Source organism: Shinella sp. BE166 (assembly GCF_051201095.1).
GTDB classification, from domain to species: domain Bacteria; phylum Pseudomonadota; class Alphaproteobacteria; order Rhizobiales; family Rhizobiaceae; genus Shinella; species Shinella lacus.
Map to the genome: position 1 here is coordinate 21,291 of NZ_JBPEHL010000027.1, position 14,221 is coordinate 35,511.

At 60.4% G+C, this 14,221-nt stretch carries 12 protein-coding genes and 6 pseudogenes; 7 read left to right on the forward strand and 11 right to left on the reverse strand.

All coding sequences use genetic code 11. The features are described from left to right. Positions 1-99 precede the first annotated feature (99 nt). Positions 100-846 carry a universal stress protein gene (locus J2Y63_RS32905; RefSeq protein WP_435269489.1) on the forward strand — a complete coding sequence of 249 codons (747 nt, stop codon included), beginning with the start codon at positions 100-102 and terminating at the stop codon, positions 844-846. 122 nt (positions 847-968) lie between these two features. Then, positions 969-1,094: pseudogene (locus tag J2Y63_RS32910) on the forward strand (IS630 family transposase); the annotation flags it as partial. A 59-nt stretch (positions 1,095-1,153) separates the two neighbouring features. Here the strand turns inward: J2Y63_RS32910 and J2Y63_RS32915 are convergent. The 5 genes and pseudogenes from J2Y63_RS32915 to J2Y63_RS32935 all read right to left on the reverse strand — a co-directional run bounded on the left by J2Y63_RS32915 (position 1,154) and on the right by J2Y63_RS32935 (position 3,752). After that, complete coding sequence (locus J2Y63_RS32915; protein WP_137113941.1) at positions 1,154-1,849, reverse strand: VIT1/CCC1 transporter family protein; 696 nt, start codon at positions 1,847-1,849, stop codon at positions 1,154-1,156. Between the two features lie 288 nt (positions 1,850-2,137). Further along, positions 2,138-2,341: pseudogene (locus J2Y63_RS32920) on the reverse strand (hypothetical protein); the annotation flags it as partial. A 501-nt stretch (positions 2,342-2,842) separates the two neighbouring features. Then, on the reverse strand, positions 2,843-3,133 hold the full coding sequence (locus J2Y63_RS32925; RefSeq protein ID WP_435269490.1) for a hypothetical protein: 291 nt from the start codon (positions 3,131-3,133) through the stop codon (positions 2,843-2,845). Between the two features lie 94 nt (positions 3,134-3,227). Further along, positions 3,228-3,500 (reverse strand): usg protein, encoded by a 273-nt coding sequence (locus tag J2Y63_RS32930; RefSeq protein ID WP_435269491.1) that lies wholly within the window; start codon positions 3,498-3,500, stop codon positions 3,228-3,230. Positions 3,501-3,602: 102 nt separating this feature from the next. Next, on the reverse strand, positions 3,603-3,752 hold the full coding sequence (locus tag J2Y63_RS32935) for a hypothetical protein (RefSeq protein WP_435269492.1): 150 nt from the start codon (positions 3,750-3,752) through the stop codon (positions 3,603-3,605). Between the two features lie 23 nt (positions 3,753-3,775). On the opposite strand from J2Y63_RS32935, the gene groES reads away from it, so the two are divergent. Both groES and groL read left to right on the forward strand, forming a co-directional pair. Beyond that, a complete protein-coding gene (groES, locus tag J2Y63_RS32940) occupies positions 3,776-4,090 on the forward strand; it encodes a co-chaperone GroES (RefSeq protein ID WP_435269493.1) in 315 nt (104 codons plus the stop codon). Positions 4,091-4,138: 48 nt separating this feature from the next. After that, entirely contained in the window at positions 4,139-5,767 is a 1,629-nt protein-coding gene (groL, locus tag J2Y63_RS32945; protein ID WP_435269494.1) for a chaperonin GroEL, read from the forward strand. A 191-nt stretch (positions 5,768-5,958) separates the two neighbouring features. Here groL and J2Y63_RS32950 read toward each other — a convergent pair. Next, positions 5,959-6,364, reverse strand: a pseudogene (locus J2Y63_RS32950) (OsmC family protein). 184 nt (positions 6,365-6,548) lie between these two features. On the opposite strand from J2Y63_RS32950, the pseudogene J2Y63_RS32955 reads away from it, so the two are divergent. Further along, positions 6,549-6,725 (forward strand): annotated as a pseudogene (locus J2Y63_RS32955) (IS1096 element passenger TnpR family protein); the annotation flags it as partial. An 89-nt stretch (positions 6,726-6,814) separates the two neighbouring features. On the opposite strand, the gene J2Y63_RS32960 reads toward J2Y63_RS32955, so the two are convergent. The 4 genes and pseudogenes from J2Y63_RS32960 to J2Y63_RS32975 all read right to left on the reverse strand — a co-directional run. Continuing rightward, on the reverse strand, positions 6,815-7,627 hold the full coding sequence (locus tag J2Y63_RS32960; protein WP_435269495.1) for an SDR family NAD(P)-dependent oxidoreductase: 813 nt from the start codon (positions 7,625-7,627) through the stop codon (positions 6,815-6,817). A gap of 385 nt (positions 7,628-8,012) precedes the next feature. After that, positions 8,013-8,324, reverse strand: coding sequence for a putative quinol monooxygenase (locus tag J2Y63_RS32965; protein WP_435269496.1), 312 nt, complete (start codon positions 8,322-8,324; stop codon positions 8,013-8,015). A 2-nt stretch (positions 8,325-8,326) separates the two neighbouring features. Continuing rightward, positions 8,327-9,100, reverse strand: coding sequence for an SDR family oxidoreductase (locus J2Y63_RS32970; RefSeq protein ID WP_435269497.1), 774 nt, complete (start codon positions 9,098-9,100; stop codon positions 8,327-8,329). 95 nt (positions 9,101-9,195) lie between these two features. Beyond that, a pseudogene (locus tag J2Y63_RS32975) lies at positions 9,196-10,062 on the reverse strand (aldo/keto reductase); the annotation flags it as partial. Between J2Y63_RS32975 and J2Y63_RS32980 the strand changes: the two are divergent. Beyond that, positions 10,060-10,665: pseudogene (locus J2Y63_RS32980) on the forward strand (Mu transposase domain-containing protein); the annotation flags it as partial. The pseudogenes J2Y63_RS32975 and J2Y63_RS32980 sit on opposite strands and share 3 nt — an antisense overlap. Position 10,666: 1 nt before the next feature. Next, complete coding sequence (gene istB / locus J2Y63_RS32985; protein ID WP_435269498.1) at positions 10,667-11,401, forward strand: IS21-like element helper ATPase IstB; 735 nt, start codon at positions 10,667-10,669, stop codon at positions 11,399-11,401. Positions 11,402-11,714: 313 nt separating this feature from the next. Here the strand turns inward: istB and J2Y63_RS32990 are convergent, their stop codons facing one another. Beyond that, positions 11,715-14,153 carry an AAA family ATPase gene (locus J2Y63_RS32990; protein WP_435269499.1) on the reverse strand — a complete coding sequence of 813 codons (2,439 nt, stop codon included), beginning with the start codon at positions 14,151-14,153 and terminating at the stop codon, positions 11,715-11,717. Positions 14,154-14,221: the final 68 nt, after the last annotated feature.

The window sequence follows — 14,221 nt, forward strand, 5'->3', positions numbered from 1 at the left end:
ATGGCCTTGGAATCATGCCGTCTGCGAAGCCTCCTTGTTGGCGTAGATGCGGATAGCTCCGCGTCAGCTCCGGCGTTGACCCGTGCAATGGACATGGCCTTGGCTTACCGATCGACGCTCACGGTCTACGTGTTCGCTCCAGACTTGCTGCAGCCATTCCCGCTGACGCTTGGCTCCTCCTCGATCTGGATTGAACAAGAGGAGGACAGGATCGAACAGGCCTCTGAAGAGGCCGCGCGGTCGGTTCGCCAGCTTGCAGCTGAAAAGGACGTGGCTGTGGCGCTTGAACATGCCCACTCGCCCTTCGAAGGGCGCTACCAGCGCTTCATCGCATTGGCACGTGTTCATGATCTGACAATCCTTCCGGCGGCCGAGCCATCACGCTCTTGGGCCCGTCCGGCGATCGAGCACGCGATCTTCGACACTGGCCGACCCGTGCTTGTAACCCAGAAAGGGCGTCGGCCAATAGCAGCCAAGGTGGCCATCGCCTGGGACGGGAGTGCAAGAGCCGCGCGCGCGGTTCGTGACAGCATCGACTTGTTGATGATGGCCGATCAGGTCAGCATCGCGACGGTTCTGGACACCAAGGGATCGGAGGGACTGCAATCAGCCGATGAGCTAGGCAACTATCTCAGGCTCTACGGCATTGAGCCCAAAATCGCGGTGGTCGCGAATCCGCCGGGCGACGACGAGGGCGAGCCGATACGCTCGTTTCTTGCCAGCGAGCAGATGGAACTTCTGGTCATGGGTGCATTCGTGCATTCGCGTCTGCGTCAAACGGTATGGGGCGGGATGACCCGCTCGATACTCGAAAACTGTCCCGTTCCTGTGATGATGTCCTATTAGGCCGGAATCGGTTCAAGCTAATCGTTCAACTGATTAGAGCGGTTCACGGATTTATAGAATCGTGTGGATTCCCTGCTTGAAGGATTTGTGATTCAAGTGGCTGGGCAGGAGGCCAGCATCTTATGACGGCACCTCTTTCCAACGACCTGCGGAAGCGTGTTGTGGCGGCGGTTGGTTCCGGTGATAGCTGCCGGACGGTGGCCGCCCGGTTCGGTGTTGCGGTTTCTTCGGTGGTAAATTGGTCTCAGCTCTCTAGCGCTCGCGATCAAAGGTCAGTTGTTGGTCCGATGCCCGCCGCCAGCATCGCTCACACGGCCTGACCGACCAGCGCGCCGATTCCTGCGGTGAGCCCCATCGCCAAGGCCCCCCAGAAAGTGACCCGCCATGTGGCCCGCATGACGTTGGCTCCGCCCGCCTTTGCGCCGATGGCTCCCAAGAACGCTAGAAACAGCAGCGAGGCGGCCGACACCGCCCAGACCAACGAAGCGGCCGGCGCCAGAAGCACCATGGCCAGCGGCATCGCCGCGCCGACGGCGAAGGTCGCCGCCGACGTCAATGCCGCCTGGATAGGACGGGCCGTTGTCGCCTCGGAGAGTCCGAGCTCATCCCTTGCGTGGGCGCCAAGTGCATCCCTGGCCATCAGCTGTGCGGCAACCTGCTGGGCAAGCTCATCCGACAAACCGCGTCCGACGTAAATCTGCGCGAGTTCATTCTTCTCAAATTCAGGCTGTGTTTCCAGTTCCATCCGTTCGCGAGCGAGGTCGGCTTGCTCTGTGTCCGACTGCGAACTCACAGACACATACTCGCCTGCCGCCATCGACATTGATCCGGCGACCAGCCCGGCGATTCCCGCGACTAGGATCTCCGAAGTCCCCTGTGCCGCGGCGGCAACGCCGACGATGAGGCTAGCCGTGGAAACTATGCCGTCATTTGCGCCGAGCACGGCCGCCCGCAACCATCCGATCCGCGAGACGAGATGCTTCTCTGTGTGCAGCCTGCTCATGCGACCGATACCAACATCAGTTCTTCGGGGTTGGCCAAGAACTCGCACCGCAACGTAACCGCCAAAGGAAATTGCCGCGATGACAACCGTGAAGAACCAGATTTCGAACGGGTTCAAGCCGCCCCAGGGATCGATCGCCCGATCGGGCAGCAACGGCAAGACAATGGCCGTCATGACAGCGAGGATCATTGCCGAGCGGAGTTCGATCCAAGTCAGGCGCCGCAGCAAATCGTGCAGCACCTCCCGGCTGGCGAGGACGGCGGCGAGTGCCGCGCCGCCGGCAGCGGCAGTACGCGTGTCACCGACCACGGCCAGCGCGCCGAGGGCAAAGACGATCAGGCCAGCCACGACGCCCGTCACGCTGAAGTTCTGGTCGTGCTCGGCTTCGCGCGCCGAGAACCACGCGAAGATCGCGGCAAAGCCGAGGAAGCCAGCGATCAGCACCCCGGAGCCTAGCGCCTCGGAGAGCGCAGCAAAGATTCCACCGAGCAAACCAACCAGCCCAAACGTCCGGAGACCAGCTGTCGTTTTGCATTTAACCGTAAGATTCCGCCCCTAACAGTTTCAACAAGATAGCCTGGCACTTAATTTGAGACTTGGCACTTAACTTGAGATTCCATCTTGGATTTTGGCACTTAATGTGAGATTCGTTCGTCGACGCAATCGACGGTGTTTCTGCATGACTGATCCATTCCCTGATGAGGTTGACGAAGCGCTTTGGGATGAGGCGTGTCGACGAGCCGAGGCCATCCGAGGATTTCTGATACGTCGATCAGGCAAGGTTGCAGCCGGGGATATGACACTTCTGGCTGCCGAACTAGAAGTCAGTCGGGCAACTGCATTCCGTCTTACCAAGCTATTTCGAGCTGGAGGAACGGTAATGTCTCTCGTGGAGCGCAAACCCGGCCGGCCTGACGGTCGCAGGATGCTCGACGACAGCCGCTTCCATGATTGATGCGAAGCATGAGAAGTCGATCCGTCTGGTGCCTCGGTTTAATGAACGGAGCGACTGAGAACCCGATGGGGATAGGCAGCTTTGAATTGCGATATCATGGTGCACGCTTGCTGCAGGACACGCTCGGCCGCCTCTGGATTGTCGCGTGCAAGTTCGTCTGCATTGACCCGTATTGCTTTTGCCATATTCGCAGACATCACGGCAAAGCGCCCTTCGCCATAGACGAGTGCCTCCTGTGAGGCAGTCTCAAGCCACCGGGCGAAGTCCACGATGATCTCCTCCCTTTCCGGGACGCTCGCACTCTTGATGATTTTGATGCTCTCTTCCATTTGGTTTCACTCCATACACACGTGGTCAAGCGACAGGGCTCATCAAGCCCTGATCGCCGGGTGAGCTAGGAAGTGAAAAAATCAAATTCAAGATTCACTGCAGCTTGAATTCACCATCGACGCGCCGCCATTCGTTGGGGCCGATCGGTCGCTGATGACTGTAGCGAACCGAGTGCAGCGGCCCGTCGAGAGACGACTGCCAGAAATCGAGGAATTTACGCATTTCGGGGAAATCCGGAGCCAGGTCGTAGTCCTGCCAGACATAGCTCTGCAGGACGGTTTCGAAATCGGGAATGCGATAGAGGATATGCGCTGTGGTAAGGCCATAACCATTGAGCTGGCGCTCAAGATCCGATGAGAACTGCATGCTTCATCTCCTTTTCATGACAGGCAGAAGGATGACGCAAGTCTGCTGCGGCATCAATAATTTTTCAACTCGCTGCCTCGATTATCGTTCCTTTCCAGCGTGTTAGCAGCCGACAAGCGCGAGTGCTAATTTTTCTGCGGAACCCTCTTGAAATCGGAAAATCTCGAAAATAAATTTTCGCGCGAAGCGCTCAAAGAGGCTTCGCACCCCGCCCGGACCGGTCATCCGGTTCGGCGCGGGGATCAACGTCATCTTGTTTGTCCATGGAGGAAAACATGTCGTTTAGACCGCTGCATGATCGCATTCTCGTCCGCCGGGTCGAATCCGAACAAAAGACCAAGGGCGGCATCATCATCCCTGATACCGCCAAGGAAAAGCCGCAGGAAGGCGAAGTCATCGCCGTCGGCTCCGGCGCCCGGAACGACGCTGGCCAGGTCCAGGCGCTCGACGTCAAGGCCGGCGATCGCATCCTGTTTGGCAAATGGTCAGGCACCGAGATCAAGATCAACGGCGAAGACCTGCTGATCATGAAGGAAAGCGACGTCATGGGCATCATCGAAGCCCAGGCCGAACAGAAGCAGGCCGCGTAAGGCCGCGCGTACATCAGTCAAAAAGCTGCCTATTGAAGGAGTGAACAAATGGCTGCAAAAGAAGTCAAATTCAACACCGATGCCCGCGAACGCATGCTGCGTGGGGTCGACGTTCTCGCTAACGCGGTGAAAGTTACACTCGGCCCGAAAGGCCGCAACGTCGTGATCGACAAGTCCTTCGGCGCGCCCCGCATCACCAAGGACGGTGTCTCGGTCGCCAAGGAAATCGAACTGGAAGATAAGTTCGAAAACATGGGCGCCCAGATGCTGCGCGAGGTGGCGTCGAAGACCAACGATCTCGCCGGCGATGGCACCACCACCGCGACGGTCCTTGCCCAGGCGATCGTCAAGGAAGGCGCCAAGGCGGTTGCGTCGGGCATGAACCCGATGGACCTGAAGCGTGGGATCGACATCGCTGTTGACGCGGTGGTCAAGGAACTGAAGGCGAACGCTCGCAAGATCACCAGCAATTCCGAAATCGCGCAGGTCGGTACCATCTCGGCCAACGGCGACAAGGAGATCGGTAAGTATCTTGCCGAAGCCATGGAAAAGGTCGGCAACGAAGGCGTCATCACCGTCGAGGAAGCTAAGACCGCCGAGACAGAGCTGGAAGTCGTCGAAGGCATGCAGTTCGACCGCGGCTATCTCAGCCCCTACTTCGTGACCAATCAGGACAAGATGCGGGTCGAGCTCGAAGAGCCCTACATCCTCATCCACGAGAAGAAGCTCTCCAACCTCCAGGCGATGCTGCCGGTGCTGGAAGCCGTGGTGAAGTCCGGCAAACCTCTGCTGATAATCGCCGAGGACGTGGAAGGCGAGGCGCTCGCGACACTCGTCGTCAACAAGCTGCGTGGCGGCCTGAAGATCGCGGCCGTCAAGGCCCCGGGCTTCGGCGATCGCCGCAAGGCCATGCTGGAAGACATCGCTGTCCTTACGGGTGGCACGGTCATTTCCGAAGACGTTGGCATCAAGCTGGAGAACGTCACGCTGAACATGCTGGGTCGCGCCAAGAAGGTAGCGATCGAGAAAGAAAACACCACCATCATCGATGGTGTCGGCTCCAAGGGCGAGATCGATGGTCGCGTCGCGCAGATCCGCGCCCAGATCGAGGAGACCACCTCAGACTACGACCGTGAGAAGCTGCAGGAACGTCTTGCCAAGCTCGCCGGCGGCGTTGCTGTCATTCGTGTCGGCGGATCGACCGAAATCGAGGTGAAAGAGAAGAAGGACCGCGTCGATGACGCGCTTCATGCAACCCGCGCAGCCGTCGAAGAAGGAATCCTGCCGGGCGGCGGTGTTGCCTTGCTACGTGCGGTCAAGGCCCTGGATGGTCTCCCGACTGCCAACGACGATCAGCGGGTTGGCATCGACATTGTCCGCCGGGCGATCGAAGCGCCTGTGCGGCAGATCGCCGAAAATGCCGGAGCCGAAGGCTCGATCATCGTCGGCAAGCTGCGCGAAAAGACTGACCTTTCCTTCGGCTGGAACGCCCAGACTGGTGAGTATGGTGATCTCTACGCTCAGGGCGTCATTGACCCGGCAAAGGTCGTTCGCACTGCACTGCAGGATGCAGCCTCGGTCGCCGGCCTGCTGGTCACGACAGAAGCGATGATCGCAGAGAAGCCGAAGAAGGACGCCGCGCCGGCCCTGCCCGCTGGCGCCGGCATGGACTTCTAATTAGATGAGCGTGGCCCGCCCCATCCGCCGGGGCGGGCCACATCTAAAGAGCTTTTCCCCGCTCGCCGCGGCTACAAGAATAACGCCGTTTGAGAGCTCAGCAACCGCTTCGTCAAGGGGCCTGTCCCGCTATTGGCGACCTTCAATCGAGGATCCGCGCCTTCGCGCAACGGATCGCTGCACTCCGGCAATCAGGCGACCTTCAGCGTCGTGGGGACGCCACGATTGAGAGAATTCGCTACCGTGTAGATCGACCACGCATGATCGATCAATATCTTTGGATCGGAACCATCCAATGTCGTGCATCTCACGGATAGGACGGCGTTGGTGGCGACAAGAGGCACGCCGTCCAGCTCCAGCTGTACCGTTACGGCTATCTCTCCCAATCTCAACGCCGAGATCATGGGCAACATATCGGAGGTCGTTACAGTAGCAACCGCCGACCGCCAAAGCGAGTAACTGCCCGCCGTTGAAGCCGAGGCCCGAACCACCGGCCTTGCCCTCCGGCCTATCGATCACGATGGTATGGCCTCCGGCCCAACCCACTGCGGCTTCCGTGCCGACGACATTCCGCAACTCGACGATCGACTGAACCATGCCTTAACTCCGTCCGTGTGGTTTCATCGCAGACTCCTGGCTTAAGCGGACGGAGTCAAGCGGGATCATCATTGACTGATGCCGATGTCGCGAGCTTTCTATCGTCGTGAACACCAGGAGCTTGAAGCGGGGCATATTTCGGGGCTACTTTCAGCAATCTTCCATAAACCTCGTTCACTAGGCAATGTTTGAAGCAAACGCTGTACAGGTCAAAGTTTCCATCGATGAGATCGAGCCGGACAGCTGGCGCCGTCTTATCCTGCCGGCCCATTGGCACCTGGAGCACCTTCATCTCGGGATCCAGGCCGCATTCAACCGGTGGAACTATCATCTCTATGAATTCTGGATTGGCGGCCTGCGTCTGCCGGCACCGGGTTACTGACGCCCCTATTGATCAAGCGTTCTCAACTGAACCGTACTGAAAGTCACACAGCCTCAGGATGCCGTAAGTCAGGTCAATGTCACTCCGGACTGCTCAGCGTAGGCCGCGAGCAACTGATCCTGAGCGCTTTCGTCGTGCACGAGATCATTGATGCGGGTCTCAAGTTGCTGGTGGAAGAGGTACTCGCCGGTAATGTCACTACCGGGTTCGACGCCTTCGGCTAGCCACACCTGAGTCATGTAACCGGCGCGCAGGTCGTCCCGGCTGTACGGCCCGTCTAGGAGGGCCATCCACGTGGGAATCCAGCCGGGATTGACCGCATTGGCCCGACACTTGGGCCGGAGTCGGGCGACGGCCATCGCGATCATAGCCATGTGCAGCTTGCTGTCCGGGTAGCTGATGCCGCCGCCAGAACGGACCTCCTCGAGACTGAGGCCGCCGTCGAGGTGTTGGTTAGAAGAAAGATATGACAGCTGCTTGGGCGGTGTGACGAGCGCGGTGAGGAGGTACGGCGACAGCGAGTTGGCATTGAGGAGCTCGGGGCCGGACGAGCGGTACTCGGCGGCGTTATGGATGATTACGTCGAACTCTCCGAGGGCATTGATCTGCTCCACAAGTGCTCGGGTCTGGTCGAGATGACGGAGATCGCCGATTACAACCTCCGCAAGCTGCGGCAGGTCGCGTCGAACGTCGGCGGCGCGTTGGGCATCGCGGGCGTGGGCGACGACCGTGTGGCCGCGCTTCAAAAGGTAGGCGGCGACAAGCTGGCCGGCGCCGGCGGTTGAGCCGGTAATGAGTGCGCGCTTCGGCTCGCCCTCAAGTGGCCGGACATTCCGGTCGATGCGAACGAGCTCGTCAGCAACCTCCTGCGTGTTGTACACACCGACTCCGTAGATTTCTCCCTGTGGCTGGGGACGGGTGCTTACCGGTTCGAGCGAGATGTTCGGAGAAATTCTCGGTGACGCTTCTGCCCTATTACGAGGTGCGAGCGCGCCGATGGCAACTGTGATTCCGGAAAGGAGAAGAGACCGTCGTGTAGGTTCGGTAGTGTGCATGCTGTTCTTCCTCGAATCTTTGGAATCTAGCTGTGAGGCTGTGAATGAGGTACCCGTCGTTCTGAACGGCGACTACAACGAAGGCGGCCTGTTACTGCTTCGACCGAGCGACACCGAGGCCGCGTGCCGGTGCCTTCGTGCCGTTGTTCAGTCCCACGATAGATAGGGCTGCGGCGCGCCCTAGGCTGATCGCTTTGGTTCGGTCAGTCGTTCAGGCGCTGACCCGTCTGTTCAGGGTGATCGAAGGGCCGAACGTCAGGAGCGGACCGAGGTCTTTCATGACCTCGGCGACATGCGGATTGGCGGCGTGAGCGTCCACGGCGTCCTGGTTCGTCCATCCGTCGAGAATGAAGAACGTGTTGGAGTCGTCGATCTTCTGGTGAAGGTCGTAGTAGATGCATCCCTCCTCCATGCGGGCCGGCTCCACGAACATGAGGATCAATTCCCTGACCCGTTCGCGGTTGGCGCTCTCGCACCGGAGTTCGCAGATGATGTGGCGCTCTTCGGATTTGTCCGCGGCCATGATCAGTTCCTGCCTGCGTAGACGCGCGTCATGCCACCGTCGACGACGAGATCGATCCCCGTGATGTACTTGCTGGAGTCGGACGCTAGGAAAACGAGGGCCCCGGCGATGTCCTCGGCAGTACCGACGCGGCCGGCCGGGATTTCCGTCGCAACGCGGGTGGCATACGCGGCGATATCGTCGTCACTGAGTTTCTGGACGTGACTGTAACCTTCGGTCGGCACCACGCCGGGACTGATCGTGTTGACGCGAATCCTGCGATGCTTGAGATCGGTGGTCCAGCTTCGTGCGAGCGAGCGGACCGCTGCCTTAGTCGAGGCGTAGACGGCGAAACCGGGTAGGCCCATGTCGGCCGTGATCGAGGCGTTGAGGACAACCGACGCGCCGTCGCGGAGCACCGGGAGAAGGCTCTGGACCGTGAGGACGACGCCCTTGATGTTGACGCTCAGCTCCCGGTCGATCTGTTCCTCAGTGAGTTCCTCCAGCGGCGTCGCGTGTCCGCCGCCGGCGTTGGCGAAAAGAATGTCGAGCCGGCCGTGGGCGCCCTTGATGGTGTCGGCCACCCGCAGCATGTCGGCCTTACTGGCGGCGTCTGCCCGGATCGCCGAGGCCGACGAGCCGAGTTCGCCTACGGCCCGATCCAGCTCCGCCTGGCGGCGGCCCGTTATGTAGACGATAGCGCCTTCCTCGATCAGCTTCTTCGCCGCACCAAACCCGAGCCCGGTGCTTCCTCCGGTGATCAGGGCGACGCGGCCCTTTAGTGACTGCATTTCCATGACGATGTTCCTTGGTGGCGTGTGGGGCCGTCGCCGCGCGCCCTGTCATGCGGCGCGCGAGTTCGATGTCCGGGTTGGGTGAAACGCGAGAATGCTTAACGGTTGATCGTCGCCTGCTGGGCGGCGTTATAACGGGAGCCCACCACCTTGATCTTGGACAGCGCCTCCTTGATCCTGGAGAGGTCCTCGGCGGTCAGCTCGACGGCCGCCGATCCGGCATTTTCCTCCAGACGATGCAGCTTCGTGGTGCCGGGGATCGGAACGATCCATGGCTTCTGCGCCAGGAGCCAAGCGATGGCGACCTGGGCGCGGGTTGCCTTGCGACCGTCCGCAATCTCGCCCACCACGTTCACCAGCGCCTGGTTGGCTGTGCGGGCGTCGGCCTCGAAGCGCGGAAGCGTATTGCGGATGTCGCCCTCGGGGAACGACGTACCTTCGCTAATAGCGCCCGTCAGGAAGCCCTTGCCGAGCGGCGAGAACGGCACGAAGCCGATGCCGAGCCTATCGAGGAGCGGGATGATCGCCTCTTCGGGTTCGCGGGTCCAAAGCGAATATTCGCTCTGGAGAGCGGTCAGTGGTTGGACGGCGTGCGCGCGAGTGATCATCTCCACACCTGCTTCCGACATCCCGAAGTGCTTGACCTTGCCCTCTGCGATGAGATCCTTGACCGTTCCGGCGACGTCCTCGATCGGCACGTTCGGATCGACGCGGTGCTGGTAGAACAGGTCAATGACGTCGGTGCGGAGCCGCTTGAGGGACTGCTCCGCGACGAGACGGATACGGGCCGGGCTGCTGTCGAGGCCATCCTTGGGGCTGCCGTTCCTGAAACCGAACTTTGTGGCGACGACGATCTTGTCGCGGAACGGCTGGACGGCTTCGCCGACCATCTCCTCGTTCGCAGCGCCGTAGGCTTCGGCGGAATCAAAGAACGTGACGCCCCGGTCATAGGCGGCGCGGATGAGCGGCCGCACCTGATCGGATATCCCGGCACGTTCGACGGGTTCCATGCGGTGCAGGCCTCGATCGGCAAGACTTGCCTCGTGCGTTTCGACAACAACAAATACTCGGTTCTGTCCACCGCGGTTGGTCGCCCGGCCGAGATACAGGCCTATGCCGATCGCATCATTATCCGTCAGGACGGCGTCGAGATCGGCCGCCATGACCGCAACTTCGGCCGTGGCGAGACGATCTACAATCCATGGCATTATGTTCCGGTCCTGACCCGCAAGCCCGGCGCGCTGCGCAACGGTGCGCCTTTCCATGACTGGATTTTGCCCGCCGCCATGGAGAAGGTCCGCCGTCGGTTGAAGGCGGTGCATGATGGCGACCGACAAATGGTGTCAATCCTGGAATGTGTCGAACTCGACGGGCTTCCCACCGTCGAAGCGGCCTGCCAGGAGGCGCTGGATCAGGGCGTGTTCTCATCAGCCGTCATCATCAACATTCTGGCCCGCAAGCGTGATCCGCAGCCGGCCGCCATTCTTTCAATTCCCGATGCGCTTCGCCTGACCCATGAGCCTTTGGCCGATTGCGCACGTTACGACAGCCTCAGGAAGGCAAGCTGATATGGAACGATCCCAAATCCTCGACATGATGGGTACGCTGAAGCTGTTCGGCATGCGCAGCGCCTACGACGAGACAATGGCCTCCGGCATCAAGCGCCAGCACGAACCGCCGCGCATCGTCGGAGACCTGTTGCAGTCGGAGATTGCCGAGAAGCAAGCACGGTCGATCAAATACCAGATCACCCTCGCCAAATTGCCACTGGCCAAGGATATCAACGACTTCGACTTCACCAACACGCCCGTGAATGAAGGGCTGGTACGCCAGCTCGCAACCGGAGAATTCCTCGCCGAGCAGCACAACATCGTTCTGGTCGGCGGGACCGGCACAGGAAAGTCCCACCTGTCCATCGCGCTTGCCCGTGCGCTGATCCGCAATGGAGCACGGGGCCGGTTCTTCAATGTCGTTGATCTCGTCAACCGGCTGGAGACAGAGGCGCGGAGCGGAAAGCAGGGGCGGCTTGCCGACTTCATCACCAGGCTCGACTTCGTCATCATGGACGAACTGGGCTATCTCCCATTCGCTCAAGCCGGCGGCCAGCTTCTATTCCATCTGATCAGCAGGCTCTACGAGCGAACATCGATCATCGTCACCACCAACCTGGCCTTCGGCGAGTGGCCGGCCGTGTTCGGAGACGCAAAGATGACTGCCGCTCTGCTCGACAGGCTCACACACCACTGTGAGATCGTAGAAACCGGAAACGAATCCTGGCGCTTCAAAAACCGCTCTCAAAGCTAAAGCCGAAGAGGCAACCAATCCGCGCCCGCAGGCCTTGCGCTAGATTGAAAGCTCCAGGCCCACGCGCGCTGACCCTATGCAACCAGAGGCAGGGGTCCCTCTTGGGAGCCGATACGGGGTCCCGTTACCAAGCCGATTGACATCTTGACGACAACCCGGTCATAATGACCAGCGGAATTTCCGGGCGTTCTGCCAGCGGTACCATATCATCCATGACCGGCCCGAGCATATGTGGCGCCGAAGACTGGCCTTTCTCACGACGCGAGCGCTGGGCGACCTGTTTGACGGCCAGTACTAGACGCTATGATCCTCGTCACAGCCTCTGGCTAAGAGATTTGTAGAATTTCCGAGGATCACCGGGATTTGGGACGAAAGTAAAGCAGTCGCAATACTGGTCGATCGCGTTCATGACGCCGAGCAACGCCGGCGCTGTGAAGGCCAGAGCCTGGCCCGTTCCCCAGTGACTGGTGAAGTTTCCAACGATCGTCGCCATATTGGCGTTCAAGCCTGCCTCCTGAGCGGGTTCGAGAATGAGGGATCCCCCCGCCTTGTGGAGTTTCACGGCGGCGTCGATCGCACCGAGGAATTCCCCCGCCAGCTGCTTGTTGTCATTGAAGGCGACGTCCACAGGTACGGGGATGCGCAGCTTGCTGATGAGATCGCTCAGCCGGTATTCGAGATACTGTCGGACTCCCTCCTTGGCGAAGTCAGCCTGTCCGGCCTGGAGCATTGAAATTGTAAGATCACGCACCTTGTTTACCGCGCCGGCTTGCGGCAGCACCGCGAACTGAGGGTTGCCTTCGAGCCGCTGGTGCCACCAGACGCCGGAGCCAGTGTGCTTATTGAAGAGCTTTTCCAACATGGTGTCGTGGCTCAAGAGGATCACCTGCAGCCCGTCCGGGTTGGCCGGCCGGGCAAAGCTCTTCCGGAGTAATTCCACGAGATAGAGCTGGTGGCCCGCATCAAAGCTGGAGGTCACATCATCGAGCACGATAAACTTGGGCATCCCTCCGTACAGTGACGCGGCGGCAAGATAGAGCGCGATGGCGAAGGCATTGCGGTAGCTTTCAGACAACAGCGCCTGGGGTGACAGGTCGGCCAGCCCGTGGAACTCCTGCAAGCGGATCTGAAGATCCTCGCTGTTGGCCCGTTTGACGACCTCCGGCGTGACACCGAAAAATGACATCTCCGCGAAGTTGGTCTTGAACACGGGTTCCACGGCGGCCAGACGGGCCTTGCTGATTGCCGCCTCTGCCACCCCGAAATCTTCCGAGGCCCGGTCCAGAAATGTCTTCAAACGCGACACGCGGCCGACGCGAGCCTTCTCTCGGTCAAGGTCAGTCTGTGCGGCGTCGAGTTTGCCGAGGCTCTCTTGCATCCGGCGGGCCGCCTCAACCTTCTTAGTCACCTCAACTGAAGACTGAGGAAGGATCTTCTCCAGCTCACGCTGCTCTTTCTCCAGCGCCGTATCCCGGGCGCCCGCGCGCTCGCGCAACGTCCCCAGCCAGACGGCAAGGTCCTTGGCCTGCGCCTCGGTAAGCACCCCCTTGTGCGCCGTATCCGACAGGGCAGCGATCGGGCGCTTGGTGGCATCGGGTTCTAACAGCTTCTCAAGTCCTGTCAGGTCAGCCCAGCCCGCCTCGTTCCATTCGAGGCCGGCCGCCTGCGTCGCTTCGTCGAGTGCGGTGAATGCGGAGAGCTTGGTGCCGACATGGCTGTGAAGGTCATGGGCAACTGCACTGTCGCACAGCGGGCATATACCAGCGTTCGCCCATTCAGGCAGCTCAAGAGCCTTGGCTCCTGCCTGATAGAGCTGGAGGATGACATCGCCGGCCGTCTTGGCGACGGCCTCCTCGCGGTTCTTCGCGACATTCGCCAGCTGGTTGGTGCGCTCGGCATCGGGCGCCTGCACGTTCAGCGTGACCAGTTCCTGCCGGAGCCGGACACATTCCCCGAGGCGCTCCCGTTGCGGGCCGCCCTCGGCAGCCTTGACGGCTTCGATACACGCGTCCACGTCGATCTCACGGAACGTCTTGCCTGCGCAGAGTGCCGTCAGCGGGCCGATCTGCTCCAGTGCCGAGAAACACTTGGCGAGGCCATCGGCGAGCGGCATCGTGCCCCATTCGGCGCCCGTTAGGATCAGGTGGTCGCGTTTCAGGGCATCCCTCGCGTCATTGACGCCTTTCTGCGCGTGGGCTTGGGCTTGTGTATGGGCCTGCGCGCCGAAGTGGTTGTTGAACGCCCGCGTATTTGCCAGTGCCGCAAGGGCTTGGCGCATCCTGCTATAATCTGAGAGCCCGAGCAGACCCGCGAACGTGCGGCCCCGCGCCTGGGGTTTGGCCGCGATGAAATTTTGGAAGGTCGGCCCGTCGAGCAGCACGAACTCACGATTGAGGGACTGGAGGATGGCGTTGCCATCCCAAGTGCCGGATGCGGATACCGTTCGAGTTCCCGAGCTACCCCGCTTGACCTCGATTTCACAGGATTGGTTAGTCACCATTTCGCGCAGCGAGAGCTTGATAGTCGCTGTCTGGGCAGGATGGAATCTGTTGAGGTAGTACTCGCCGTCACGATCGCCCGGAGGGAGTTCTTCCAACCACGGCAGCCGCCCGAATATCGCATACCGGATGGCATCATATACGGATGTTTTGCCCACGCCGTTTACGGCTGAGACGCTGTTGACCTTGTCGGACTTGAACTTCAATTCAAGCGGCTTGCCCTCATTGTGAATAGCCCCGAGTTTCGTAGACACCCTCGGGTTAGATTTTCTGCTGCTTCTCGAACTCGACGGGCGACAGCATCCCGTTCCTGACGTGTTTG

Excerpts from the sequence above, each read along its gene's own strand:
- J2Y63_RS32915 (WP_137113941.1), bottom strand. The coding sequence starts at position 1,849 with ATGAGCAGGCTGCACACAGAGAAGCATCTCGTCTCGCGGATCGGATGG.
- J2Y63_RS32925 (WP_435269490.1), bottom strand. The coding sequence starts at position 3,133 with ATGGAAGAGAGCATCAAAATCATCAAGAGTGCGAGCGTCCCGGAAAGG.
- J2Y63_RS32930 (WP_435269491.1), bottom strand. The coding sequence starts at position 3,500 with ATGCAGTTCTCATCGGATCTTGAGCGCCAGCTCAATGGTTATGGCCTT.
- J2Y63_RS32935 (WP_435269492.1), bottom strand. The coding sequence starts at position 3,752 with ATGACGTTGATCCCCGCGCCGAACCGGATGACCGGTCCGGGCGGGGTG.
- groES (WP_435269493.1), top strand. The coding sequence starts at position 3,776 with ATGTCGTTTAGACCGCTGCATGATCGCATTCTCGTCCGCCGGGTCGAA.
- groL (WP_435269494.1), top strand. The coding sequence starts at position 4,139 with ATGGCTGCAAAAGAAGTCAAATTCAACACCGATGCCCGCGAACGCATG.
- J2Y63_RS32965 (WP_435269496.1), bottom strand. The coding sequence starts at position 8,324 with ATGGCCGCGGACAAATCCGAAGAGCGCCACATCATCTGCGAACTCCGG.
- J2Y63_RS32970 (WP_435269497.1), bottom strand. The coding sequence starts at position 9,100 with ATGGAAATGCAGTCACTAAAGGGCCGCGTCGCCCTGATCACCGGAGGA.
- istB (WP_435269498.1), top strand. The coding sequence starts at position 10,667 with ATGGAACGATCCCAAATCCTCGACATGATGGGTACGCTGAAGCTGTTC.